The sequence below is a fragment of the Geobacter psychrophilus genome (assembly GCF_056821595.1).
The window spans coordinates 2,816,280-2,841,068 of sequence record NZ_JBXDTU010000004.1; the positions used below are offsets into that span (position 1 = coordinate 2,816,280).

Consider the following 24,789-nt stretch of genomic DNA (forward strand, 5'->3'; position numbering starts at 1 on the left):
TATATCTGAATGTCACTTTGCAGTAAAGGAACCCCCATGGCACACGACAAGATCATCATCAAAGGCGCCTGCGAACACAACCTCAAGTGCATCGACGTGGAGATCCCCCGCGACCAGCTGGTCGTTATCACCGGCATCTCCGGTTCGGGCAAATCGACCCTGGCCTTCGACACCATCTACGCCGAAGGGCAGCGCCGTTATGTGGAATCACTCTCGTCCTATGCCCGCCAGTTCCTGGAGCAGATGGAAAAACCGGATGTGGAATCCATCGAGGGGCTTTCCCCGGCCATCTCCATCGAGCAGAAGACCACCAGCAAGAATCCCCGCTCCACCGTCGGCACCGTCACCGAGATCTACGATTACCTGCGCCTGCTGTTTGCCCGCGTCGGGCGCCCCCACTGCACCTCCTGCGGCAAGGAGATCACCTCCCAGACCGTTTCCCAGATGGTGGACCAGATCATGCTGCTGCCGCCGGGGACCAAGCTGACCCTGCTGGCACCCATGATCCGCGGCCGCAAGGGGGAGTACAAGAAGGAGCTCAACCAGCTGCGCAAGGAGGGCTTTACCCGGGTCGTCATTGACGGCAAACCCCATGAGCTGGCCGACGAGATCGAACTGGACAAGAAAAAGAAGCACGACATCGATATCGTGGTGGACCGGATTGTGGTCAAGGATGAGATCCAGCGGCGGCTGGCCGATTCCCTGGAGACCGCCCTGCACCATGCAGACGGGGTGGTGAAGGTGGAGGTGGTTCATCCGGCGGATAGCGATCCTTCCCCCGATGGAGAAGGGGGGCGCGGGCGGAGTAAAAAGGCGGAAAAACCGCACACCATGCTCTTTTCCGAAAAACTGGCCTGTGTTGATTGCGGCATCTCCTACCAGGAGATCACCCCGCGGCTGTTCTCTTTCAACAACCCCCATGGCGCCTGTCCGGAATGCACTGGACTGGGCACCCGCATGTATTTCGATGCCGAACTGGTTATTCCCAACCCGGAACTCTCCCTGCGCGAGGGGGCCATCGCGCCCTGGGAAAAACGGTTGTCGGGCTGGTTTCACCTGATCCTGGATGCCCTGGCCAAGGCCTACAAGTTCGATATCCGCACACCCTTCAAAGAGCTGCCCGAATCTGTCCGCGATGTGATCCTGAACGGCTCCAGGGGTGAAAAGATCGAGTTCTGGTGGGAAGAGGACGGCGACCGCCGCCATACCTACCAGAAGGAGTTCGAGGGGGTGCTGAACAATCTGCAGCGCAGGTGGCGGGAGACCGAATCCGACGCGGCCCGGGAAGAGCTGGAAAAGTATATGAACGTCATGCCCTGTCCGACCTGCAACGGGGCCCGCCTGCGGCCGGAGGCGCTGCACGTGCTGGTGGGGGAAAAGACCATTCGCGACGTAACGGCGCTGGCCATTCGCGATTGCCTGGTCTTCTTCGAGGGGTTGGCACTGACCGACAAGGAGCAGGAGATAGCCCGCCGCATCCTCAAGGAGGTGCGCGAACGGCTGTCGTTCCTGGTGAACGTTGGGCTGGATTACCTGTCGCTGGACCGCACGGCCGGTACGCTTTCCGGAGGGGAGGGGCAGCGTATCCGCCTGGCGACCCAGATCGGATCATCCCTGGTGGGGGTGCTCTATATTCTGGACGAGCCTTCCATCGGCCTGCATCAGCGCGACAATGCCCGTTTGCTGGACACCCTCCGGCACCTGCGTGACATCGGCAATACGGTCCTGGTAGTGGAGCACGACGAAGAGACCATCCTGGAGGCCGATTACCTGATCGACATGGGCCCGGGGGCCGGGGTGCACGGCGGTGAGGTCGTGGCCCAAGGTACGCCGGCGGAGGTCATGCGCAATCCCGCCTCGCTGACCGGACGCTACCTGTCCGGCGAACTCTCCATTGCCGTGCCTGCCAAGCGGCGCACGGGATCCAAACAGCTGCGGATTGTTGGCGCCAGCGAGAACAACCTCAAGGATATCACGATCGATATCCCGCTGGGGGTCATGACCTGCGTCACCGGTGTCTCAGGGTCGGGCAAGTCCACCCTGGTGATCGACACCCTGCACAAGACCCTCAGCCAGCGGCTGTACCGCAGCCGGGAAAAGGCCGGGGCCGTCCGGGATGTACTGGGGTTGGAGTACCTGGACAAGGTCATCAACATCGACCAGTCACCCATCGGCCGTACCCCGCGCTCCAATCCGGCCACCTATACCAATGTCTTCGGAGATATCCGCGACCTGTTCTCCAATCTGCAGGAGTCCAAGCTGCGCGGCTACAAGCCGGGGCGCTATTCGTTCAATGTCAAGGGGGGGCGCTGCGAGGCCTGTTCCGGGGACGGCATCATCAAGATCGAGATGCACTTCCTGCCGGATGTGTATGTGGAGTGCGAGGTCTGCAAGGGGGCGCGCTATAACCGGGAAACCCTGGAGGTGCTCTACAAGGGCAAGTCGATAGCCGATGTCCTGGCCATGACCGTATCCCAGGCCCTGGAGTTCATGGGGGCCATCCCGCGCATTCGGAACAAGCTCAAGACCCTGGAGGAGGTCGGGCTGGGCTACATCACCCTGGGGCAGTCGGCCACGACCCTGTCCGGTGGCGAGGCCCAGCGGGTCAAGCTCTCCAAGGAACTCTCCAAGCGCTCGACCGGCCGGACCATCTATATCCTGGATGAACCGACCACCGGACTGCATTTCCATGATATCGCCAAGCTGCTGGACGTCCTGCAGACACTGGTGGAGGCCGGCAACACGATCGTCATCATCGAGCACAACCTGGATGTGATCAAGACCGCTGACTGGATTATCGATCTGGGACCGGAAGGGGGCGACCGGGGAGGGGAGATCATTGCTGCCGGCACACCGGAACAGGTGGCCAGGGTGACCAGATCATTTACGGGGCAGTATCTGCGGAAGATGCTTTAGTACGATGTATTATCTCAGCGCAGGCATTGAAACACGCCGGTGCACCACAGGCATGACCCGCAGGGTACACTTCTGATGTGGCAGTCCTGCTGGAAATCATCGGTCTGCACATAATCGCAGGGTGCCAGGCCGCAGCTGGCGCAGGAGGGATAATCGTAGGTCAGTACATCCCGGCGAAAGGCGCTGAATTCGGGATTGTTCCAGATCTGCAGCATGTCCTGATGGGCCAGAGTGCCGAACACCCTGGGCTTGACGGTCTGATTCCAGCCGCTGGCAAAGCATTCATAGCGATGCCACAGAAAGTAACAGGGCGATATCTCGCCGTTCCAGGATACGAAGGCGCTGCCCTCCTCGACAAAGCTGCATTTCCGTTGCTCCTTGAGTGCCAGTTCCGGCAAGCGCAGATCCAGTCCCGTCCTGTCGGCCACAGCCTTGGCCGCAGCAAATATTTCAGTGACCTCGTCCAACCTCTGGTGCTCGAACTTGAGCAGCTTTTTCAGGTCAAGCATGATCCCCAGCTGCTCTGCCTCGGCTTTCATCGCTTCAACCAGATCCACGATTGCCTGGTTTTCAGGGGTGCGATTGATTGTGCGCCAGCGCACCTCATGATAGCGCTGGATGTCGATGCCGGCCTGGAGGCCCTTTCTGCGCCAGGTGTTATACAGGGCCAGCGCCTGGTCGGAGATGTTGCAGAAGACCGCTTCATGGGCGTGCTGTTCGTCGTAGGGCAGCACATGGGTGACGATGGCAAAATCAACCCCGCGGCTGGCCGCCCATTCCAGTGTGGCCGGAAGTTCCCTGATATTGCTGTGCATGGCCACAAACTCAATTCCGATCTCTACCGCGGGCCGCATGCAGATGCCCTTGGCATGCTTCAGGGCCAATAAGGACATGTCGATGGCATCCACATCGCCCCCCTCGCGCAGGCTGCTGAACTGCTCGGGGGCGATGGCATCAATGGAGATGCAGACCTTGTCCAGTCCGGCATCAACCAGGGATACGGCCCGCAGGTGTGTCATCAGCTGTCCGTTGGACTGAAAGCCGATCCACCCGCGGGACGGCATCAACCGTTTTGCCCGGCGGATGAAGGATTCGAGATGGGGATTCAGCAGCGGTTCGCCGATGCCGTTGAGAATCAGTGCCTCAACGTGCGGCAGCGCCGCTTCCAGGCGGGTAAACAGCTCCGGCGAAAAATCACCTTCGCTGACATCACTGCCGCGGTTCTGCTTGACGCACATGAAACAGTTGAGGTTGCAGCGGGTGGTGGCTTCGACAAAGATCTTGGTGGGAAAGGCACGCAACGCGGCCTCGGATGGTTCTGACTCGCTGCTGCTATGTCTGTGTCCGGCTCTGCTCACATCAATTTCACCCGAATCAGCCTGTCTGCTGCTGCTGTTTGACCATATGCAATGCCATGCGCATGATATCCGAATAGCGCTTTATGTCCAGGTTTCTCATGATCTCGTCAATGCGGTCTTTTTCTTCGTCGGAGATGCGCACCGTGACAACCGACAACACGGCTGCCCTGGTTGGCTTGACAGTTCTTTTAACCGGTTTTTTCGTGTACGCTCTTTTTGCAGTGGCCATTTCAAAACTCCATCAACAGTTAAGTGCAAAGCCTGTGTTCTTCGGATCCCGAGAGATGGTCATCGGTTTCCTGTTCTCAGCTACGTTCCTGATACGTTAGTGCATAGCGAAGTTCCGGGTATCCAGTAGCAATAGCTACGCCAACTCTCACTGTTCTGGATGCACGGCTGTTCAGGGGCATCGGAACCGGCTGCCGGATACCATGGCACGGTGATCCGGCCCGGCTTCAGCGGTTGCCGAATAAATCCTCTTTGTGGCAAAAATCCTCACTGTGTGCCTCGATTGCGGCGAATGCCCCCACCTTAGGCCGCCAGGATGAATTGCCCGACCATGCGTTGCAGACCATCGGCACAGGTGGAGAGCTCACGGGCTGAAGAGGCCGAATTGTGTGAAAACGAGGCGCTCGTTTGAATCACATCTGTGATCTGCTGGATGTTGCCGGATATATCCATGGACGTAGAGGACTGCTGTTCTGCGGCAGTCGCGATCTGGTTTATCTGCAGGGTGACGTCGCTGATCTGATTGAAAATGTCCTCCAGGGCCTTCCCTGACCTGGAGGCGTCCCGCGTACCCCGCTCCACCTCCTGGACCCCTTCCTCTATGGCCGCGACCGCGCCTTTTGTATCCGTCTGTATCGCCTTGATCATCTGGCCGATTTCCTTTGTTGCCCGGGACGTCCGTTCGGCCAGGGCACGCACCTCATCGGCAACCACAGCAAATCCGCGCCCCTGCTCACCCGCCCTGGCGGCTTCAATCGCCGCATTCAGGGCCAGCAGGTTGGTCTGGTCGGCAATGTCTTCGATTGTTCCGACAATCTCCCCGATCTGGTCGGAACGTGCGCCGAGATTCTCAACCGTCGCGGCAGTCTTTTTGACCCGCTCCGAAATACGGTTCATGCCGGCAACTGTTTCCCGAACCACTGCAACACCCTCGGTAGCCAGATTGCTGGCCTGCCGGGAACTCTCCGCGGCCGCAATGCAGTTATTGGCTATTTCCGATGAGGTGGCCGCCATTTCTTCGCTGGACGTGGCGACGGTTCCGGCTTGCGCAGCGACCTGCTCGTTGCCGGTAGCGATCTGTTCCGAATTTGTGTACAGGGAGTTGGAGGCGGTTGCCACAGTATCCGCCGTGCTTTTTATCGATGCGATCATTTCACCGATCGAGGTCAGCATGCGGTTGATGTTTCTGCCGAGCTGTCCGATTTCGTCGTTGGCATATATTTTCAGCTGCGTCGATAGATCACCGTCTGCTACCCGGTTCATGGCTCCGGCCACGCGGTTGATCCTGGTGACGAAGTTGTTGATCAGGAAGATGGACGCCGCCAGGCCCAGGCAGATGGAAAGCGCCCCCGCCACAAGTTGAATCAGCTTTACCCGGTCATACAGGGCAACCGCCCTGTTGTACTCGGCAATCACATTCTCGCGCTGAAACTTCACCTGTTCGTCGAACAGGGACTGCACCTTCTGGGTCAGCGGCACACCCTCCTTGAGCAGCAGCGCGACAGCCGCGTCCCGCTGGTTGGCATCGACCAGCTCCAAGACACGGTTGTTGGCGGCCACAGCCGGTGCAATGGCGCTTTTGACGCTTTCCAGCAGCCCGATCCCCAATCCTGATGTTTCCAGTTCCGACAGCTTGACCATGGCCTCCCTGTATTTAGCCCGGGAGTTGTCGATGCGTTGTTTTACCTTCGCGACTTCATTTCGTTCCGTGAGCAGGACCGCCATGCGCACGTCCCCCTGGATCTCTTCCACCGCCTTCGAGGCTTCCAGGGCATACACGGTCTTCAGGTAGTTGACCTGTGCAATCTGCTTCACATATGCGTTGACTTTGCGGGTGCTGCCGAGACCCAGGCAGATCATGATCACAATCATCAGCAGCAAAAAACCGAACACCATTCCCAGCTTGACCTTGATTCCAAATTTAGCAAAAAACATGTACCTGCTCCTTTATATATACTCATTCCTGATCCCTTTACTGCCAGGCGGGCCGATGATGTCAGCACCTGCCGGAAAGGGGATCAGCAAAATCCACGCCATGATGCTAACAGTATGTTATGAAAGGATTTGTTGTAGATGTGTGCCGACAAAAAAGAAAACCTTGGGGAGAACTTCAACTGGAGGGTAGGGCGCTGTGTAGAGATTGTCAGCAGCAGCGTAAGGACGCTATCTGCACTGCCGCGAAACTACCTGTTTCGGCGATCCCCCGGCATTGCCGGGGGATCGTACAAGATTGTTGCTGCCAGGTCAGGTTTACAACCCCAGTTCAGCCGGCTTCCTGCCGGCATCCGGGAAGAACAGCGGTGCGCCGAACTTATCCACGCCGAAGCGGCCAATGGTCTCCTGGGTCTTTTTCGCTATCATGAAATCGGCAAAGGCCTTGCCCCCCTGGGCATTGACCTTGGGCCACTTGACCGTGTTGAGTTCGATGACGTGGTAGATGTTGAGCAGTTTGCTGTCCCCCTCCACCAGGATGACCAGATTGAGCCCCTTTTTCAGAGACAGGTAGGTGGCGCGGTCCGTGAGGGTGTAGCCCTTCTTTTCGGCGGCCACGTTCAGGGTCTGCCCCATGCCGAGGCCGGTCTGCTGGAACCACTTCTGCCCCTCCGGGTTGACGCCAGCCCCTTTCCAGAGACCTTTCTCCTTGGCATGGGTGCCGGAGTTATCGCCGCGTGAAACGAAAATGGAACCGGATTGGGCGATGCGCTTCAGGGCGTCTGCGGCCGTGGCGCCCTTGACCTTGGCCGGGTCACTGGCCGGGCCTACAACGATGAAGTCGTTGTGCATCACCAGGCGGCGATTGGTGCCGAAACCGTCGGCCATGAATTTCTTTTCGGCATCGGGCGAGTGAACCAGCAGTACATCGGCCTCACCCTTTTCACCCATCTTCATGGCCTGGCCGGAGCCGACCGAAATGGTCTTGACCTGAAAGCCGCTCTGCTTTTCAAACTGCGGTATCAGTACATCCAGCAGTCCCGAATCCTGGGTGCTGGTGGTGGTGGCCAGGATGACGGTCTTCGAGGCGGCCTGGGCGGCCGTTCCCCAGAGGAGGAGGGCGAGTGTGGCAACGAGTGTCGTGAATCGGGACAGGAACTGTTTCGTGATCATGGGCTTCTCCTTTGATTGATATTATTTTTTTTGTAGTTGATTCCATTCTTTTGAATCCGGGAAAAAGAGCGCTGCGCCGAAACGCTCCTTGCCAAACTCGGCGACAATCCGCTGCCCCTTGGCGGGTGACGTCAGCCAGCTGACAAACCGGGCCACATCCTCGTGGTTGACCTGCGGGAATCGCTGCTTGTTGATCGGTATCAGGGAAATCCGGTTCAGCAGGGCCTCGTCACCTTCAACAAGAATCTCCAGTTTGATTTCCTTCTGTATCGACAGGTAGGTGGCGCGGTCGATCAGGGTATAGGAAGCTGAAGTACTGGTGAAACGGAGTGTCGGCACATTGCCTTCGCTCCCCTTGTCAAAAGTCTTGTACCATGTCCCGGCCGGTTTCAGGCCGGCCTTGCCCCACAGCTCCATCTCGGCCACATGGGTCCCGGACCTGTCTCCGCGGGTGACGAAGGGCGCCGACTTCTCTACGATCTTCTTGAGTGCGGCGCTTGCCGACTTCAGGCCGCGAATACCGGCCGGATCACTGGCCGGACCGACGATGACGAAGTCGTTGTACATGAACGGGATGCGCTCCGTTCCGAAACCTGCTGCCACAAACTTCTCCTCCAGCGAGCGGGCATGCACCATCACCAGATCGATATTCCCCTTTTCCGCGATCTTGAGGGCTTCGCCGGTACCGGCTCCCACATGCCGCACGCGGATGCCGGTCTCCTTTTCAAAGCCGTCTTCCAGGGCCGACACGATCCCGGCGTCAATGGGGCCGATCGTGCTGGCCAGCAGGATAAAGCCCTTCTCCGCCTGCGCCGCAGTCGTCCAGATGCAACTCAAAAGCATAAGCGCCAGCATGATTCCGGTCAGTTGTCTCATACCGTTTCTCCTTTTCCTGCAGTCATGTGATATCGGCATACTTCTCGGTCTTGTGTATGGTAGCCATCTTCTTCATGCGGATGATCCCGAATCGGCAGGCCTCGAAGGCATCCTCGCTGTTGGGCGAACTGGCCGCCACCAGCGAGATGATCTCGCCAACGGCCAGGCAGCCGGTGCGCCGGATCATCAGCACATCCTCCAGGTTCCAGCAATGTTCCAGATCCTTTGCGATACCCTCCAGCTCCAGAATTGTATCTCCCTGAGCCTTGTACTCTATGCAGGTGGTGGGTTTGTCCGAACCGGCCTGCTTCTTGACGACCGCATAGTGAAATACGACGGAACCGGAGAACGTCGAGTTAATGTCATTATAGACAACGGCAGGATCGATGGGGGTTTCAACAAGTTTGACCATGGTACGGTACCTCACTGGCGAGTATAAAAAGCAAAACGCCCCTTCTCGATCGAAAAGGGGCGCAGACGAACCAGCGGCAGCAGCACGTCAAGCACGAGTTCCCCTTTTCGCCCCAAATAGGCGGGATAGTTCGTTCACGAAGTTGTTTTTGCCAAAACAAGGCAAATACAACTTCTAACTCACTAAAGGAGGGCGGCACTGTTTCCGGTGGCACCCGCAGGTTGTGCGCCGTGAGGATGTATCCCTGGTAGGCGCAGCAACTCGGAGACTGGCAAAATATGGCGGCACTATAGCTGGAACGGTATTTTCTGGCAAGCAGGAAAACGGCTAAGCGATCGCCTCCGCCATGACCTCGGCAATATCCTTTACCCGGACCACATCAGCCACGCCCAGGTCCTTCAAGCCATCCTCCATCATGGTCATGCAGTAGGGGCAACTGACGCAGAGCGTATCCGGCACCTGCTGCTCCATGGCTTCCTTGACCCGTTCCAGATTGATTCTGGTCCCGGACTGTTCCTCCATCCACATCCTGCCACCGCCTGCCCCGCAGCAGAAGCCGTTTTCGCGCTTGCGCTCGAACTCGCCCGCCGATTTTCCGGTTGCGGCCTGCAGTACGGCGCGTGGCGCCTCATAGGTGTCGTTATGGCGGCCCAGGTAGCAGGAGTCGTGAAAGATCATATTGCCCTGTTTTGATTTTTGGGTCACTGCAAGCTGGCCGCTTTTCACCAGCTCTGCAATCAGTTGGGAATGGTGCAGTACCTCGATTTCAAGCCCGTACTGTTGGTAATCATTCTTGAGCGTGTTGAAACAGTGGGGACACTGGGTCACAACTTTGGTGATCCCCTTCTCTTTGAACAGGGCAACATTTTCCCGGGCCATTTTATCAAACACAAATTCATTGCCGAGGCGGCGCACGCTGTCGCCGCAGCACTGTTCTTCCTTGCCCAGCACACCCCAGGAAACACCGGCCGCGTCCAGGATGGTCGCGAGTGCAACGGTAACATGCTTGTTGCGGCTGTCGAAGGCCCCGGCACAGCCGACGTAGAACAGGTACTCTGTCTCGCCCGGTTTGAAGCTGCGGTCACCCAGCTGGCTGCTCCATTTGGTCCGCTCCGAAGGGGCGATGCCCCAGGGATTGCTGCGCTGTTCCATGTTCTCGAACAGGTTGAGCAGCTCTTCGGGGAATTGGGCCTTTTCCTGCACCAGGTGGCGGCGCAGCTTGACGATCTTGGGCATCTGTTCGATCAGTACCGGACAGACCGAAGTACAGGCGCCGCAGGTCGTACAGGACCAGATTGCCTCCTCGCAGACCGTTCCTTCCTTTGCATCGCCGATCAACGGCAAAGCTCCAGCTCCACCATCTTTAAGTGCCGGACCGTTGTTGAGCAGGTTGACCTTGATATCGTGAACGACTCGCCGCGGGTTGAGCGGCTTGCCGGTGTTGTGGGCCGGGCAGAGGTCCTGGCAGCGGCCGCACTCGGTGCAGGTCAGGGAATCGAACAGGTCCTTCCAGCTGTACTGCTCGACACTGCTGACGCCGTAGCGCTCTCCCTTTTCAAAGGTCTCCCTCGGCGGCGTGACCGGTTTTGCATGATTCTTGAAGTAGCAGTTGGGGATGGCGGTCAGGATGTGCATATGCTTGCTGCGGGGCAGAAAGTTCATGAACAGCAGCAGCACCAGCGCGTGCAGCCACCAGGCAGCGCTTGCCAGGCCTGCCAGCGTATCTGCCGGAAGCCCATGCAGCAAAGCTGCTACGGCGGATGAAACCGGCCGCCATGGGTCGGGTTGCCCCTGAGCGATCTGGGCGCCGTTCAGCAGAAAGAAGGCGGTCATCAGGGTGGCAATCATCCCCAGGATCAGCAGGGCCTCGCCGCTGGCGGGACGGGTGTACTCGTTCCCCAGATATTCGGGCGGAAAGAACAGGCGGCGGGCCAATGCCACCAGCACGCAGCCCAGGGCAATAACCGAGACGCCATCGAAGAGCAGTGCCAAACCATGGTGTAAAGGCGTCGGCAGCAGCGCCAGATTGATGCCCGGAATCAGCCCCTCCAGCAGAAATTCGCCATTGGCGATCAGCAGCACCATGAAGGCCCAGAACAGCAGGAAGTGGTTGAATCCATAGGGCCGGGCCAGTACCCGCTTCTGGGCGAAGGCATAGCTGAGCATCCCGAACAGGCGAGCGCCCGGGTTGTCGAAACGATTCTCCGGCGCGCCGATGGCTACCAGCTGCAGGCGCTGATAGCAGCTGAACAGAAAGGAGAGGCCGGAAACAGCGAATATGGTGGTGAATATGGTTTGATGGAGCGACATATTAAATGTACCTCGTAACAATATTCCTGATTCAGTTAGAATCAGGCTGCGGCTCTGGTCGTCTCGTAGCGGCCGCTTTGTGCTTTAAGTTCACGAATTTTCTGGATGAACGCCGGTATGACCTGAAACAGGTCACCGACCACCCCGTAGGTGGCGATCTGGAAGATGGGTGCCTCCGGGTCGCGGTTGATGGCGATGATGGTGTCTGAATCCTGCATGCCGACCATGTGCTGGATGGCACCCGAAATACCGCAGGCGATATAGATCTTCGGCCGTACGGTCTTGCCGGTCTGGCCGACCTGCCGGCTGTGGGAGATCCAACCGGCATCGACGGCACTGCGCGACGCGCCAACCACTCCGCCCAATTCGTCGGCCAGTTCCTGCAGCAGGGCAAAATTATCCCTGTTCATCAGGCCGCGTCCGCCGGACACAATGATCTCGGCTGCAGCGACATCGACCTGGTCCTTGCCGTCCCGGTCAAGGATGACCTCCAGTACCTTGACCAGAATATCCTTTTCCTGCGGGGCAAATACCTCATGAATAACCTCACCCTTTCTGCCGGGCTGGAGTTCGGGCAGGTGCATGACGTGGGGTCGCACGGTGGCCATCTGGGGACGGAACTTGTCGCACATGATGGTGGCCATGATGTTGCCGCCGAAAGCGGGGCGGGTCTGCATCAGGTTGCGTTTGTCGTCGATCCCCAAGCCGGTGCAGTCAGCGGTCAGTCCGGTCTTGACCACCGTTGCCACGGCCCCGGCCAGGTCGCGACCCTGGGCGGTAGCGCCCATCAGGATTACCTCCGGGCGGTGCTTGCGGATCAGGTGGCAGATGGCATCCGTATAGGACTGGGTGCGATAGTGTGTATAGACCTGGGCATCCAGGAGAATCGCCTTGTCGGCGCCATGCTCAAAGGCCTCGCTGCACAGGTGCCTGACATTATGGCCGATGATGACCGCGCTGAGCTCTACTCCCAGGGTTTTGGCCAGGTCGGCCCCGGTTCCCAGCAGTTCCCAGGAAACCTTGGCGGTGACGCCATCGTACTGCTCGATAACGACCCAGACACCGCGGTAGCTGGCGAGCATCCGCTGCAGCTGCTGCCCTTCTTCGTCGAACTCCTCTTCAACAGGGGTGGCGGAGGCGGCCAGCTGTTCGAGGATCTTCAGTTCTTCAGGGGTGAAGAACATCTCCAGGGCAGTGGCCGGGCAGATCTTGACGCATTTGAGACAGCCGATGCATTTGGCAGTTTCTATGATCGGTTCACCCGAGTCGGTCATCTCGATGCAGTTGACCGGACAGGAACTCTGGCAGCGGGCGCCGCAGGCGATGCACTTTCCTTCGATCAGGCTGGCGACGCCGCGGGGTTTTTTCAATTTAGTTGTTGTTTCGCTCATGGATGCGATACCTTTTCTTTGAGTAAGTTCCCTTCGACTCCGCTCAGGGAACGGGTGTGCGCTGAGCTGAGTCGAAGCGTGTCATACTGTCAGCAGATCCTTGCTGAGCAGTTTGTCGATCAATAGATTGGCTGTCCCGACCGGATCACCGATGCCATCGCCGATGATTTCTCCCTGGTCACGCTCCGGAGAAAAGATCTTGCTGACCCAGGTTGGTGAACCTTTAAGGCCGACGGTTTCGACGTCAAGCTTGAGAACCGAGTTGTCCCATACCTTGATTTCCATGTCCTGCGCATCAAGGCGCATCGGTACAATCGGGTAGCGGGGACGGTTGAGCTCCCTGACGACCGTGATCATGACCGGCAGCGGGGCTTCAACGATCTCGTGCCGTCCTTCCAGTTTGCGGCGGACCTTGATGGTCTTGCGCAGAAAGTCGATGGATTCGATCCGGTCTACCAGGGTCAATTGGCTGAAGCCCAGGCGGGAGGCGATGCCGGGGCCGACCTGGGCGGTGTCGCCGTCAATGGTCTGTTTGCCGCAGAAAACGATGCCGACCTTTTCCTGCTTATCAAGCCGTTCAATGGCAGCCGAGAGGACCTTGCTGGTGGCCAGGGTATCGGCGCCGCCAAAGCAGCGGTCGGAGAGCAGGATGGCTTCATCCACTCCGACTGCACAGGCCTTGCGCAGGGTGGCCACGGTGTTGGGCGGCCCCATGGATAAAGCAACCGTGCGTATGCCGTAGCGGTCCTTGAGCCTCAAGCTCTCCTCTAGGGCATGCGAATCGTAGGGATTGATGATAAAGGGTATCCCATCCCGGATCAGGGTATTGGTGACCGGATCGATCTTGACCTGGGTGGTATCCGGTACCTGTTTGATGCATGATATGACAAGCATGAAAGCGACTCCGTATGTTTGTGTATGTTACGTTTGAAGTAGTCGGGGGATTGCTCCCCCGGCCATGAAAGGAGCACACATGGCAATGTGCTCGTCCAACACCTACGCTTCTGACTTCAATGTATATTCGCACGGCTGGATGAGCCGGTAATAAACGAGGCATACTGATTCATCGCTTCCCGCATAAGCGTGGAAACACTTTTACGGGTATCACGCAGCATTTCGTTCAGAAATGCTTTCTCATTATCGTTCAGCCGTATGGATATAACGTTGTACTTCGGGTTTTCCTTGTATTTTCCCATATCACGATCCCCGTTGATTCGTATCTGGTTACGGCTTATAGATCCTGAGCAGCGCCTGGGCCATCTCGGCCGGGCTGTCCGCCACGCTGATGCCGCACTCCCGCAATATGGCGACCTTCTCGGCCGCCGTGCCCTTGCCGCCGGAGATGATGGCGCCGGCATGGCCCATCCGTTTGCCGGGCGGGGCGGTGACCCCGGCGATGTAGGCCGCTACCGGTTTGGTCATGTGCTCTTTGACAAAGTACGCGCCTTCTTCCTCCGAGGTGCCGCCGATCTCGCCGATCATGATCACGGCGTCCGTGTCGGCATCGGCCTCGAACATGCGCAGGACGTCCAGGTGGTTGGTGCCGTTGACCGGGTCGCCGCCGATGCCGACGCAGGTGGACTGCCCCAGGCCGAGGCAGGTCAGCTGCCAGACCGCTTCGTAGGTCAGGGTGCCGGAACGGGAGACGACGCCCACCCGACCCGGTTTGTGGATGTAGCCCGGCATGATGCCGATCTTGCATTCGCCGGGGGTGATGACACCCGGGCAGTTGGGGCCGACCAGGCGGGTCTTCTTGCCCTTCATGTACTGTTTGACCTTGACCATGTCCAGGACCGGGATGCCTTCGGTGATGCAGCAGACCAGTTCGATCCCGGCGTCGACCGCTTCCATGATGGAGTCGGCGGCAAAGGGGGGCGGTACGTAGATGACGCTGGCGGTGGCGCCGGTCTGGTGTACGGCATCTTCGACGGTGTCGAATACGGGAAAGCCGTCGATGGTGGTGCCCCCCTTGCCGGGGGTGACGCCGCCGACCATCAGGGTGCCGTAGTCGCGGGCCCCCTGGGCGTGGAACAGTCCGGTGGCGCCGGTGATGCCTTGTGTTATGACTTTGGTGTTCTTGTTGATCAGGATACTCATTAGTTGTCTCCTTTCACGGCAGCGACGATTTTCTGGGCAGCGTCGGCCATACCGTCGGCGGCGACGATGTTGAGGCCGCTCTCGGCCAGCATCTGTTTACCCAGATCCACGTTGGTGCCTTCCAGACGTACCACCAGGGGAACGCTGAGGGAGACCTGCTTGGCTGCAGCAATGACGCCGGTGGCGATGACGTCGCACTTCATGATGCCGCCGAAGATGTTGACCAGGATGCCGCGTACGTTCTTGTCGGAGAGGATGATCTTGAAGGCCTCGGTGACGCGCTCGGCTGTGGCCCCACCCCCGACATCCAGGAAGTTGGCCGGGTCGCCGCCGTAATGCTTGACGATGTCCATGGTGGCCATGGCCAGTCCGGCACCGTTGACCAGGCAGCCGATGTTGCCGGTCAGGGAGATGTAGGAGAGGTCATGCTGGGAGGCCTCGACTTCGTTGGGGTCTTCTTCGTCGTAGTCGCGCATGTCGCTCAGTTTGGGGTGGCGGAAGACGGCGTTGTCGTCGAAGCCGAATTTGGCATCCAGGCAGATCAGGTTGTTTTCGGCGGTGATGACCAGCGGGTTGATCTCCAGCATGGAGCAGTCACAGGCGATAAAGGTTTTGTAGAGTCCCTGCAGGACACTAACGGCCTTGCCCACCAGCTTGCCGCTTAGCTTCAGGGAGAAGGCGATCTTGCGGCACTGGAAGGCGGTCAGGCCGACCAGGGGGTCGATGGTTTCGGTGAAGATCTTCTCCGGGGTCTTTGCTGCGACCTCTTCGATGTCCATGCCCCCTTCGGTGGAGGCCATGACGGTGACCTTGGATGTGCCGCGGTCAACCACCAGGGAGACGTACAGTTCATTGGCGATGTTGCAGCCGTTTTCCACCAGGACGCGGGTGACCAGTTTGCCTTCCGGTCCGGTCTGGTGGGTGCGCAGGGTCATGCCGAGCATTTCCCTGGACAGTAAACGCACTTCGTCGGCGCTGCGGGCCAGCTTGACGCCGCCCCCCTTGCCGCGGCCGCCGGCGTGGATCTGGGCCTTGACGACCCAGGGGCCTTCGCCCAGGCGCTTGGCCCATTCCCGGGCACCGGCGCTGTTGTAGCAGACGTGGCCGTCAGGGACCGGTACGCCGAATTCCCTCAAAATTGCTTTGGCTTGGTATTCGTGGATGTTCATTGCTTCTCCTCATCTATCTGATTACATTCTTGGGTATATCTGACTGCAGTACATATTTTGGAGCTGCTTCAGGCACAATGTAACGCCGTTGCCTGATGCCTTGATATCTGTAACCAACCAATTCTGAATCGTTTTAACCGTAAACAGATTCTGTCCTGCCCTGGGCAAAAAAATAGGGGCTCCTCGGACGAGAAACCCCCATGCCCCCCCTTAAAAAGTTTAAGGGGGGGAAGTAGCGGTATGACTCCTTTCCAAAAGGGAGGCTCTGCCGTTTCCGGCAGAACCCATGGGTCGGTTACCTTGAGAGTTGACTCTGGTAGGTGCAGCGACTCGGAGATGTCAGTGCTCAGTTAGTTGGCGTCTGCGTTCCTGCGTGCCAGTCGCTTGATGTTGAGCAGGTTTTTGTAGCCGACGTTCTCGGTGGTGATATTGCCGCCGGTTGCGCCGCATCCCAGGGTCAGGGAAGGGACCAGGGTGTTGTACAGTGCGCCGATGGTGCCGTGTACAGAGGGCTGGTTCCAGACTACCCGGTTGGCATCAACCCTGAGTGCAAACTCGTGGGCAATGTCTTCATTCTCGGTAAATACAACGGCCGAGTGTCCGGCGCCGCCGTGATCCAGTTGGGTTGCAGCGGCTTTGATGGCTGCATCCTTGCTTTCAGCGACGTACCATCCCAGCACCGGTGAAAGTTTCTCGCGGCTCATCCAGTCATCACCGCCGGTTGTGGTCAAGGGTACGATCAACAGCTTCCTGTCGGCCGGGATTTTGAAACCGGCCAGTTCGGCGATGACCTGCGGGCTTTTGCCGACGATGGCCATGGAGGGCACACCTCTCTCCTTGTCGAACATAACGCTTTCCAGCTGGGCTTTTTCTTTCTCGCTGCAAAGGTAGGCTCCGCTTCTTTCGAACATTATCAGTGCCTTTTCGGCGATGTTGCGATCATCGAAGATGATCGACTGGTCGGAAGAACAGATGGTGCCGTTGTCGAAGGTCTTGGAGGCGATAACGTCTTCTACGGCCATACGCAGATTGGCGCTCTTTTCGATGAAGACCGGCACACCGCCAGGTCCGACACCCAGGGCAGGATGGCCGGAGCTGTAAGCGGCCTTGACCATGGCGCCGCCGCCGGTGGCGATGACGATGGAAACATCCGGGTGTTTCATCAGGGCGTCGGTGGCCTCGATGGAAGGCTGGGTGACCCACTGGATACAGTTTTTCGGGGCTCCGGCAGCCACAGCGGCGTCCAGCATGATCTGGGCGGCTGCTGCGCTGCACTTCTGGGCGCGGGGATGGAAGGCCAGGATGATCACGTTACGACCCTTGAGTGCGATCAGGCATTTGAACATGGTGGTGGAGGTCGGGTTGGTGGTCGGTGTAACGGCTGCGACGACACCGAAGGGCTCGGCGATGGAGATGATGCCGTCGGTTTCATCAATGACGCCGACCGACTTGCCGTCCTTCATGTAGTCGTAGACCACCTGAGTGCCGAAGTGATTCTTGATGACCTTGTCTTCCACGTTGCCGATGCCGGTCTCTTCAACTGCATGCACTGCCAGGATGCGCTCGTTGGCCACACCGGCCTTGGTCATGGCCTCGGTGATGCTGTTAACCTGCTCCTGGGTGAAGCCTTTGAACTCTTCCAGTGCCTTGATGGCCTTTGCTGCCATCTGATCGATTTCCTGTGCTGCCTGAATTGCTGCTGTTGTCATGACTAACTCCTTTGTTTGAAATGGGGTGAATGATTACCCTCAGAACTGCTTGAGTCGGTTTCGGATACTCATTAAATAGAGCAGTGTGTATGCCAAAAAATAAAACCTTTTTCTAAATTATGATTCTGGAGAGTGGAAAAAAATATTTTCAACGGATTTTCGGAGGGTTGGAGATTGGGCCAAGCCGCTATAAATATTTCAAAGCTGCTTTGTATGGGCATCTCAAGGTGTGTCAGGAGCGCTGATGTGTTCCAAGTCGAGACACATTTACTGTGATGTGTTCCAAAATGGAACTGACTAACACTGTTTTGTGGCACAGAAATGGCATATGTATTCAGTGTAAATTGAAACCAGAACTGACGTTTGAATTAGACCGATTTGCTGCGGAGGACTACATGGGAAGTTTGGCAGTCGATAAGCTCAATTGTATCCGGAAGGCCCGCGAGGACTTCCTGTCACACGGGATCATCCCGGCGGGTGTTGTGAACGAAACCATTATCCGCTCCTGGCAGAGATCCGCTGAACGCGGTATCGGTATGGAGCGTGGCGAGACCCGCTGCACCCCGCGCCATGACCTGATGCGGCGCAGGGATATGAATAATGCGCTGCTGCTCCGTTCTCAGCCGGTTATGGAAAATCTGTATCATGAGATCTGCGGGACCTCCAGCATGGTGCTGCTGGCCGATCATGAGGGGGTCGTGCTCCACTCCATCGGCGACCCGGATTTTGTGGATCAGGCCCAGAAGGTCTACCTGAAGCCGGGCGGCATCTGGTCGGAAGGGGTCAACGGCACCAACGCCATCGGAACGGCGCTTGAGGAACAGACCGCGGTTCATGTCCACAGCAGCGAACATTTTATCGACAAGAACCGTTTTATCAGCTGTTCGGCTACCCCGATCTTTGATCCGAAAGGTGGCATTCTGGGAGCCCTGGATGTTTCGGGTGATTATCGCGTTCACCAGAAACACACCATGGCCCTGGTGCGTCTATCGGCCCAGATGATCGAAAACCAGATGTTCATACCCGAATTCCCGGAGGACATCATCATCAGTTTCCATGTGCGTCCGGAATTCATCGGTTCCCTGTATGAGGGGATTGCGGTATTCACCCCCGACGGCCACCTGGTGGCCGCCAATCGCAGCGCCCTGCTGCAGTTGGGTCTAGACCGGTTCCGGATGGTGGGACAGACCTTTTCTTCGCTGTTCCGGCTCACCCTGCCGAAGCTGATGGAACAGTCCCGTTTCGTACCGCAGCCGGTGCTGAAGCTGGCGCTTATATCGGGAGCTGAGGTCTTCGGAAGGGTTTGGCACGGCGCTCCGGTCTCGCCGGTCACCTGTCTGCCCATCAGCGCCCAGGTGGCAACCGCTGTGGCAGCGGCTGGCGCAAAAAGCAAAGCGGAAGGGGTGCCTCTGGAGGAGCTTACGCTGGGTGATCAGAAGATGCAGGCGATCATTACCAAGGCCCTAAGGGTTGTGGGACACGACATTCCGATCATGATCGAAGGCGAGTCCGGTACCGGCAAGGAACTGCTGGCCCGCGCCCTGCACATGGCGGGTCCGCGCAAGAACGGCCCGTTCATCCCGATCAACTGCGCCGCAATCCCGGAAGGGCTGATCGAATCGGAACTGTTCGGCTATCAGGAAGGCGCCTTTACCGGAGCCCGCCGCAAGGGGCAGATCGGCAAGATCAGGGAAGCCGACAAGGGCACCCTGTTTCTGGACGAGATCGGCGAGATGCCGCTCCAATTCCAGGCGCGCCTGCTGCGGGTGCTGCAGGACCGGACGGTGACCCCGCTGGGGGGCAGCAGCAGGCATCAGGTTGATCTGGGGGTGATCTGCGCCACGAACCGGAGGGTGCGGGATGCGGTTGCAGCCGGCAGCTTTCGGGAGGACCTGTACTATCGTCTGAACGGACTGTTGCTGACACTTCCCAGCCTGAAGGAACGGGAGGACCGGGTGCAGCTTGCCAGGAAAATACTGAATGACCTTGCGGGCGGGGGGCGCACCGTCGGCATCAACTCCGAAGTCCTGCGGATCTTTGAAAACCATCCCTGGCCCGGCAATATCCGCCAGATGCATAATGTCCTCAAAACCGCCCTGGCACTGCTGGGTGATGGAGAAGAGATCACCGTAGATGATCTCTCGGAAGATTTCATCGAACAGTCCGGTTGCGATGTCAACGGCGGGAACAGGAGCGTGGTGCTGTCGGCAGGAAATAGCGGCAATGCGCTTTTGGCTGATGTCGAAGCCAGATTCATTTCCACGACGCTCGGCCAGACCGGCGGGAATATCGCGGCGGCGGCCAGAATTATGGGTATCGGCAGAAATACGCTCTACCGCAAGTTACGCGGACAGATGCTGGAAGCTTCCTGACCTGTTGCTGAGTGTGCGGGAAATGCAAAAAAAACCGCCCGGGAAATGGACGGTTTGCAGGCTGCAACAGGACGGACGATGCTTGCAGGGTGTTACGCGGCTTTCTTGAAGGCATTATCAACTTCAACGAATGAGTCCTCGTCGTTGTTCAGGCATTTCGGGCATTCAAGGGCTGCAAAATTGGCACTGACCGTTATTGGTGTAAAGTCCTTGGCCAGGCTCTGGTAAAAACATACTCCGCATTCAAATGTATTTTTCGGTTCCATAGTGTTCTCCTTTTTCGCGCTGATTGTGGTTGCTTGGTGTTTTTTCGCCCGTTTCATGTCAGCATTCAAGGTGCGTCAATCTGGATCGCTACACTAATCAAACGTTTGTTTTGTTGTAACCCGTAAAAAAACAGTGACGTACTATTTTAGAACCCCCCGTGTGAAAATATCCATGATGTGGCGGATCAGCTGCTCGTCCCGCTCCGCGGCATGGTCGACCAGTTCGGCGGTGGCCGGTTCCAGCAGGAAATAGAAATTGATCATGCCTGCCAGGGCCAGGACTGTATCGGTGGGGTCCAATCCGGCGCGGAACTTTTCATGGGAAAGGCCGTCGCTAAATGTTTCCAGAAGTATCTGCACCACGTGCTTGATAGCCGGCTTCACGATGGTCTCAAAGCAGGGGGTGGGATTGGTCAGTTCACTGGTGTAGAAGCGGAGCAGGTAGGGATTCTTGCGGTACCGTGAAACCGTGGCACGCACATACAGTTCAAATTTCTGCAGGGTATCGATTTCCAGCAGTTCGATCTCGTCCAGTTTTCCCAGAATGGCAAACTGCTCCGTCAATACGGCAGCATATAGCCCCTCCTTGCCGCCGAAGTAGTAGGAGATCATGGAAAGATTGACCCCAGCCGCTGCGGCCAACTCGCGTACACTGACACCGTGCAGTCCCTTCGCTGCAAAGAGCGGAACAGCTGCTGCTATGATGTTGGCGCGACAATCATTATCTGCCATAGGTGTTCACCTGCTTCTTTCTGATGTTACTGGTACATCAAACGTTTGATTGATGTAAGTATACTCGCAAAAACAGAAAATGCGAATATCAAATTCGCATTTTCTGCTCAACAAGAGACACCATGGTTGCGTACAGGTTGACCGGGTATGCTTTAAAGACTGTTCAGGATCTCCATTCTCTTGCTGCGATACTCTTCTTCCGTGATTAGTCCCTTGTTCTTCAGTTCGTTGAGTATGTTCAGACGCTCGGCCGGGCTGCGGGTGTTGTCATTACGTGTAACCGGTTGAGCTGGGTTGCTCTGCAGCGGCTCTGTCTTTGCTGCGGGAACCGCGGGTGGTTCGAGCGGCGGCATCCAGCCATCAGCGAATGCGACCCAGTCCTTCCTGAGAAGAGTCACGTCCGGACCTGTCTGGGGAAGAATCTTCCAGTCGCCGGTTGCAACGCTGGCTCGCTTCCCTGGTGTAAACGGCACCAGGCGTCGGTCATCGCGTTCGTTAACATCCTGCCGTACAAGCCCGAAGATGATATTGAGCCGGCCGGAGCTCACAAACATGCGGCCGGTCGTCACCTTGGGGGTTTTAGCCAAACCGTACAGCGCCTTGTGCAGTCCGATGACTGCAAAGGTGACATCTTCACCGGGAAGGGCCTGGCGCAGGCCAAGTTGCAGCTGGGGCACCAGAATATCCAGAGATTCCCTGGAGAAGAGCGGCTCGATGCCGTTGCTGTCGGGTGTACGGACGTCCAGCGACGACAGTACGGCGGTGAGTCTGGGCAGTGAAAATTCAGAGGGATGATTGTTTTGAACCGCCTTGACGTCCCGGGCGGAATCCTGGTTCTCCAGCGCCACAAACTGGTCACGGCTCTGCCAGAGCTGGCGACCGTCAGAAGCATGCAAGGCAATGGAGGTCGCAAGAAGGATCAGTAATGCAGCAGTTACAGAACAGAGCCATTGAGCATTTCTACCGTGTAACATCTTCATACATCCTCCGTTACTGTTGGAATCGATTGGCACCCAAGCTGAATGTATTGTACGCAATACCTGAGCCAATATGAATTAGAATAACGATGTTACTGTGTAAAATATTAGGCGAAAAAAAACAGGGGCACCGTAAGTGCCCCTGTTCCCAGTCTCGTATCGCGCTATTTTTGCAGCTTTACCGCTACGGTTGCCATGCCGCTATGGGTCAAATGGCATGTGTAATAAAATCACGCTTTCGAGGACGGATCTAGAACGGAAGTTTACCATAACCCATCAGGCCAAAGGCAGGGGCCAGCAGGCAGGTGAACGTCAGAACGATGAACATGGTGGCAGCAACCTTGGGGTTGATCTTGCCGTAGGTAACGCCGGTAACGGTAAAGCAGATTACGACAAACGTTACATTCATGAATGCAAGAAAGGGAACTACGCCGATGATGGTTTTGCCATCGGGCTTGACTCCGCCGCCGGTGGCATACAGGAATGCGTAAACCGCACAAACAATGCCAACCAGCAGAGCGCCGTTACCAACAGTGCGCAGATCTTCGACGCCTGTCAGAAGTGCGTGACCGGTCTGCAGATACAGGACGCCGAATACGAACAGCAGGCCTGCGGTAAAGGGGTCGGTAAATACAGCGGCCTGCAGGGTGGCACCGATAACAACCAGGATACCGACAACCGCACTGACAAAACCGGTGCTTTTGGCTTCGCCGTAACCCAGAAAAAACATACCAACCGGAATCCACATAATACTGATTAAAACAAGTAATGCTAACGTCATGTCATCCTCCAATATTTTAAATACAGTCCCGTGAGGGAGCAAAAGGATACTTATTCGGCTGTGGTCGGATCAATCATTGTCTTGACTTCTGCAACGCTATTGGCAGGGAAGCCGCCCTGTTTGGCGTGCTCCAGCACCATTTCCTTGTTGGGAGCAATGTAGATGCAGTAAATCTTGTCATCGGTCACAAAGCTTTCCACCCACTGGATCTGCGGGCCGAGGCCCTGAAGAACGCTGCAGGATTTTTGCGAGATTGCCTGAAGATCTGCCGGAGGAATATTGCCGGCTCCGGGGATTTCTCGTTCGATCACGTACTTTGGCATGGGAATCTCCTTTTCAATCCGTACTGTTCAGCTGTTTACCAGTAAAACATGGTCCCGAGTGCAAACTGGTTGGAGTGCTGCTTGGCGCCGTCCATCCAGGTGTTCTGGGCCCAGATGTACTCAGCCACAAACTGGGTGAACTTGTTCAGGTTGTACGCAAGCATGACCACGGCCGATTCCTGGTTTTTCATGATAGATGGGCCAGCCGGCTCATTGTCGTTTTTCTCCTGGCGGGTCGTGCCGTAGTTGGCGCCGAGCTTGAAGGAGGGTGTCAGCTGATAGGTGGCCTGGAGCAGGTACCCATAGGCCAGTCGCTCCTTGCCGTTAGCGTCAACCGCAGAGCTGTTGGCTCCCAGGACGTCGCCATCCTGTGCGCTCAGCATGCCCAGGCCTCTGCCGACGTAACCTGAACCCATCAGGTTCAGTCCGCTGAAGCCGACGCTCGCGCCACCGGCGCCGCCGATGGAGTGATTGTCTTTTCCTGCGCGGGCGATCGTAGTGGTTGAAGCGGGTACCAGGACGGTTGAACCTGTTGTTTGATCAATCTCATAATGTGCGGCTGTCGTTGTCCCGGTGTCTTTGCGGGTAGCGGCCTGGAACAGGCCGGAAGCCCAGGCCTGCACGGATGTTGCCCCGAACACTTTGGCATAGGATATTTCGGCCTCTACGCGGGGTGAGTTGGTCTTGCCGGTGTCGCTGCTGATCTTGTAGGGTTCGGCGATCTCCAGGGCTACTTTTACGCCGCCCATATCGGGTGTGGTATAGCGAATCTGGGGTCCGAAGTTGGTATAGAGATAACCATAGCCGATGTGGCCCAGGGTTGTGCCGCCACGAAATGCAGAACCCGGAATTGTGCCGGATGTCAGCAGGGTCATGTCGTTCAGAATGTTCTTGCCCTGGTACAGGTTGAGCGCGCGGCCGGCCAGCAGTTCGCCGTAGGCACCCTTGGCGGTGTAGAAGAACTCGCGGAAATCGATATTGGGTGAAGTGTCAAAACGTGTACCTGATTTATTCTGAATATTCGGGTAGATACCGACCCGAACGGATGAATCCACGCCAGCCGTGGTGGGTGCCTTGACATTTAATGCGATTACTGAAGGCAGGAGACCGACGCCGACACCGAAGCGCTGATCTTGTCCGCTTCCGGCGCCGCCGGCGCTGAGCAGGCTCAGGGCGCGATCACCCGCAGGTGTAGGGGTGGTCGTGGCATAGGTAGAAAATACATCCACGATTCCATCTGTGCTGAGCTGCCAGCCGTTCTCGCCGCCGATTACAAAGGCTGCGCTGCATGGTTTACTGAGTGACAAGGATACTGCCGCCAAAAGTCCAACTCCGAGTAAGATGCTTTTCTTCATAGTATTCTCCCTCTTGCAATAAATTTTAATACTGAAACAAGAACATCCATTGAACTGCAAACCAGCAAAAAACTGTTTCATCAACGATGTGTCCAGCCATGTAGGCTGAACGTGGTACGTCTCTCCTTTCTTTGAGTAGTGTGATTCCTGTGCTCCGATCTCCTGCGCCTGGTACTCGATAAATAGTGCGTCTTATATTTGAAGTTCCTGAGCCGACTGGATCTTGAGCCCCCACTCAAGTGTGCAGCCACGACTCGCTTTCAAAAGCATGACGAACCTTGTGCAACCACAGTGCCAAAAATAAAACAATGGTTTTTTTGTTTAATATCGGTGTGTTGCGGCTGTGAGTGTTGAAAACACAGTATCTCGACGAGGTGTAGATAAACGGGACACATTTTATAACATGCCGTAA

20 protein-coding genes, 1 pseudogene and 1 riboswitch are annotated in these 24,789 nt (G+C 57.2%); of the genes and pseudogenes, 2 read left to right on the plus strand and 19 right to left on the minus strand.

The window, feature by feature from the left end; all coding sequences use genetic code 11:
• Positions 1–36 precede the first annotated feature (36 nt).
• Entirely contained in the window at positions 37–2,916 is a 2,880-nt protein-coding gene (gene uvrA, locus ACOCF6_RS15490; RefSeq protein ID WP_482461234.1) for an excinuclease ABC subunit UvrA, read from the plus strand.
• Positions 2,917–2,930: 14 nt separating this feature from the next.
• Here the strand turns inward: uvrA and ACOCF6_RS15495 are convergent, their stop codons facing one another.
• The 13 genes and pseudogenes from ACOCF6_RS15495 to ACOCF6_RS15555 form a co-directional block, all read right to left on the minus strand.
• The gene (locus ACOCF6_RS15495; protein WP_482461235.1) at positions 2,931–4,274 is read right to left on the minus strand and encodes a radical SAM/SPASM family putative metalloenzyme maturase; all 1,344 of its coding nucleotides are present in this window, start codon (positions 4,272–4,274) and stop codon (positions 2,931–2,933) included.
• A 16-nt stretch (positions 4,275–4,290) separates the two neighbouring features.
• Entirely contained in the window at positions 4,291–4,503 is a 213-nt protein-coding gene (locus ACOCF6_RS15500) for a hypothetical protein (protein ID WP_482461236.1), read from the minus strand.
• Between the two features lie 302 nt (positions 4,504–4,805).
• Positions 4,806–6,437: a methyl-accepting chemotaxis protein gene (locus ACOCF6_RS15505; protein WP_482461237.1), complete on the minus strand. Its 1,632-nt coding sequence runs from the start codon at positions 6,435–6,437 to the stop codon at positions 4,806–4,808.
• 315 nt (positions 6,438–6,752) lie between these two features.
• Positions 6,753–7,607: an ABC transporter substrate-binding protein gene (locus ACOCF6_RS15510; protein WP_482461238.1), complete on the minus strand. Its 855-nt coding sequence runs from the start codon at positions 7,605–7,607 to the stop codon at positions 6,753–6,755.
• Between the two features lie 21 nt (positions 7,608–7,628).
• Complete coding sequence (locus ACOCF6_RS15515; RefSeq protein ID WP_482461239.1) at positions 7,629–8,483, minus strand: ABC transporter substrate-binding protein; 855 nt, start codon at positions 8,481–8,483, stop codon at positions 7,629–7,631.
• 22 nt (positions 8,484–8,505) lie between these two features.
• The gene (locus ACOCF6_RS15520; protein ID WP_482461240.1) at positions 8,506–8,895 is read right to left on the minus strand and encodes a molybdenum cofactor biosynthesis protein MoaE; all 390 of its coding nucleotides are present in this window, start codon (positions 8,893–8,895) and stop codon (positions 8,506–8,508) included.
• Between the two features lie 327 nt (positions 8,896–9,222).
• The gene (locus ACOCF6_RS15525) at positions 9,223–11,205 is read right to left on the minus strand and encodes a (Fe-S)-binding protein (protein WP_482461241.1); all 1,983 of its coding nucleotides are present in this window, start codon (positions 11,203–11,205) and stop codon (positions 9,223–9,225) included.
• 41 nt (positions 11,206–11,246) lie between these two features.
• Positions 11,247–12,596 carry an electron transfer flavoprotein subunit alpha gene (locus ACOCF6_RS15530; RefSeq protein WP_482461242.1) on the minus strand — a complete coding sequence of 450 codons (1,350 nt, stop codon included), beginning with the start codon at positions 12,594–12,596 and terminating at the stop codon, positions 11,247–11,249.
• 81 nt (positions 12,597–12,677) lie between these two features.
• Positions 12,678–13,490, minus strand: a complete 813-nt coding sequence (locus ACOCF6_RS15535) for an electron transfer flavoprotein subunit beta/FixA family protein (protein ID WP_482461243.1) — start codon at positions 13,488–13,490, stop codon at positions 12,678–12,680.
• 116 nt (positions 13,491–13,606) lie between these two features.
• Positions 13,607–13,792, minus strand: a complete 186-nt coding sequence (locus tag ACOCF6_RS15540) for a DUF6290 family protein (protein ID WP_482461244.1) — start codon at positions 13,790–13,792, stop codon at positions 13,607–13,609.
• A gap of 28 nt (positions 13,793–13,820) precedes the next feature.
• Positions 13,821–14,693, minus strand: coding sequence for a succinate--CoA ligase subunit alpha (gene sucD / locus ACOCF6_RS15545; protein ID WP_482458956.1), 873 nt, complete (start codon positions 14,691–14,693; stop codon positions 13,821–13,823).
• Positions 14,693–15,862: an ADP-forming succinate--CoA ligase subunit beta gene (gene sucC / locus ACOCF6_RS15550; protein WP_482461245.1), complete on the minus strand. Its 1,170-nt coding sequence runs from the start codon at positions 15,860–15,862 to the stop codon at positions 14,693–14,695. The genes sucD and sucC overlap by 1 nt, the downstream gene beginning before the upstream one ends.
• Before the next feature lie 229 nt (positions 15,863–16,091).
• A riboswitch (molybdenum cofactor riboswitch) is annotated at positions 16,092–16,210 on the minus strand.
• 2 nt (positions 16,211–16,212) lie between these two features.
• Positions 16,213–17,583, minus strand: a pseudogene (locus ACOCF6_RS15555) (aldehyde dehydrogenase family protein); the annotation flags it as partial.
• Positions 17,584–17,966: 383 nt separating this feature from the next.
• Between ACOCF6_RS15555 and ACOCF6_RS15560 the strand changes: the two are divergent.
• Entirely contained in the window at positions 17,967–19,943 is a 1,977-nt protein-coding gene (locus ACOCF6_RS15560; protein ID WP_482461246.1) for a sigma-54-dependent Fis family transcriptional regulator, read from the plus strand.
• 92 nt (positions 19,944–20,035) lie between these two features.
• On the opposite strand, the gene ACOCF6_RS15565 is transcribed toward ACOCF6_RS15560, so the two are convergent.
• The 6 genes from ACOCF6_RS15565 to ACOCF6_RS15590 form a co-directional block, all read right to left on the minus strand.
• Positions 20,036–20,209 (minus strand): hypothetical protein, encoded by a 174-nt coding sequence (locus ACOCF6_RS15565; RefSeq protein WP_482461247.1) that lies wholly within the window; start codon positions 20,207–20,209, stop codon positions 20,036–20,038.
• Between the two features lie 141 nt (positions 20,210–20,350).
• Positions 20,351–20,941, minus strand: coding sequence for a TetR/AcrR family transcriptional regulator (locus tag ACOCF6_RS15570; RefSeq protein WP_482461248.1), 591 nt, complete (start codon positions 20,939–20,941; stop codon positions 20,351–20,353).
• 152 nt (positions 20,942–21,093) lie between these two features.
• Complete coding sequence (locus tag ACOCF6_RS15575) at positions 21,094–21,921, minus strand: SHOCT domain-containing protein (RefSeq protein ID WP_482461249.1); 828 nt, start codon at positions 21,919–21,921, stop codon at positions 21,094–21,096.
• A 247-nt stretch (positions 21,922–22,168) separates the two neighbouring features.
• Positions 22,169–22,699 (minus strand): hypothetical protein, encoded by a 531-nt coding sequence (locus ACOCF6_RS15580; protein WP_482461250.1) that lies wholly within the window; start codon positions 22,697–22,699, stop codon positions 22,169–22,171.
• A 50-nt stretch (positions 22,700–22,749) separates the two neighbouring features.
• Entirely contained in the window at positions 22,750–23,022 is a 273-nt protein-coding gene (locus tag ACOCF6_RS15585; protein ID WP_482461251.1) for a DUF4242 domain-containing protein, read from the minus strand.
• A gap of 35 nt (positions 23,023–23,057) precedes the next feature.
• Entirely contained in the window at positions 23,058–24,377 is a 1,320-nt protein-coding gene (locus ACOCF6_RS15590) for a hypothetical protein (protein WP_482461252.1), read from the minus strand.
• Positions 24,378–24,789 lie beyond the last annotated feature (412 nt).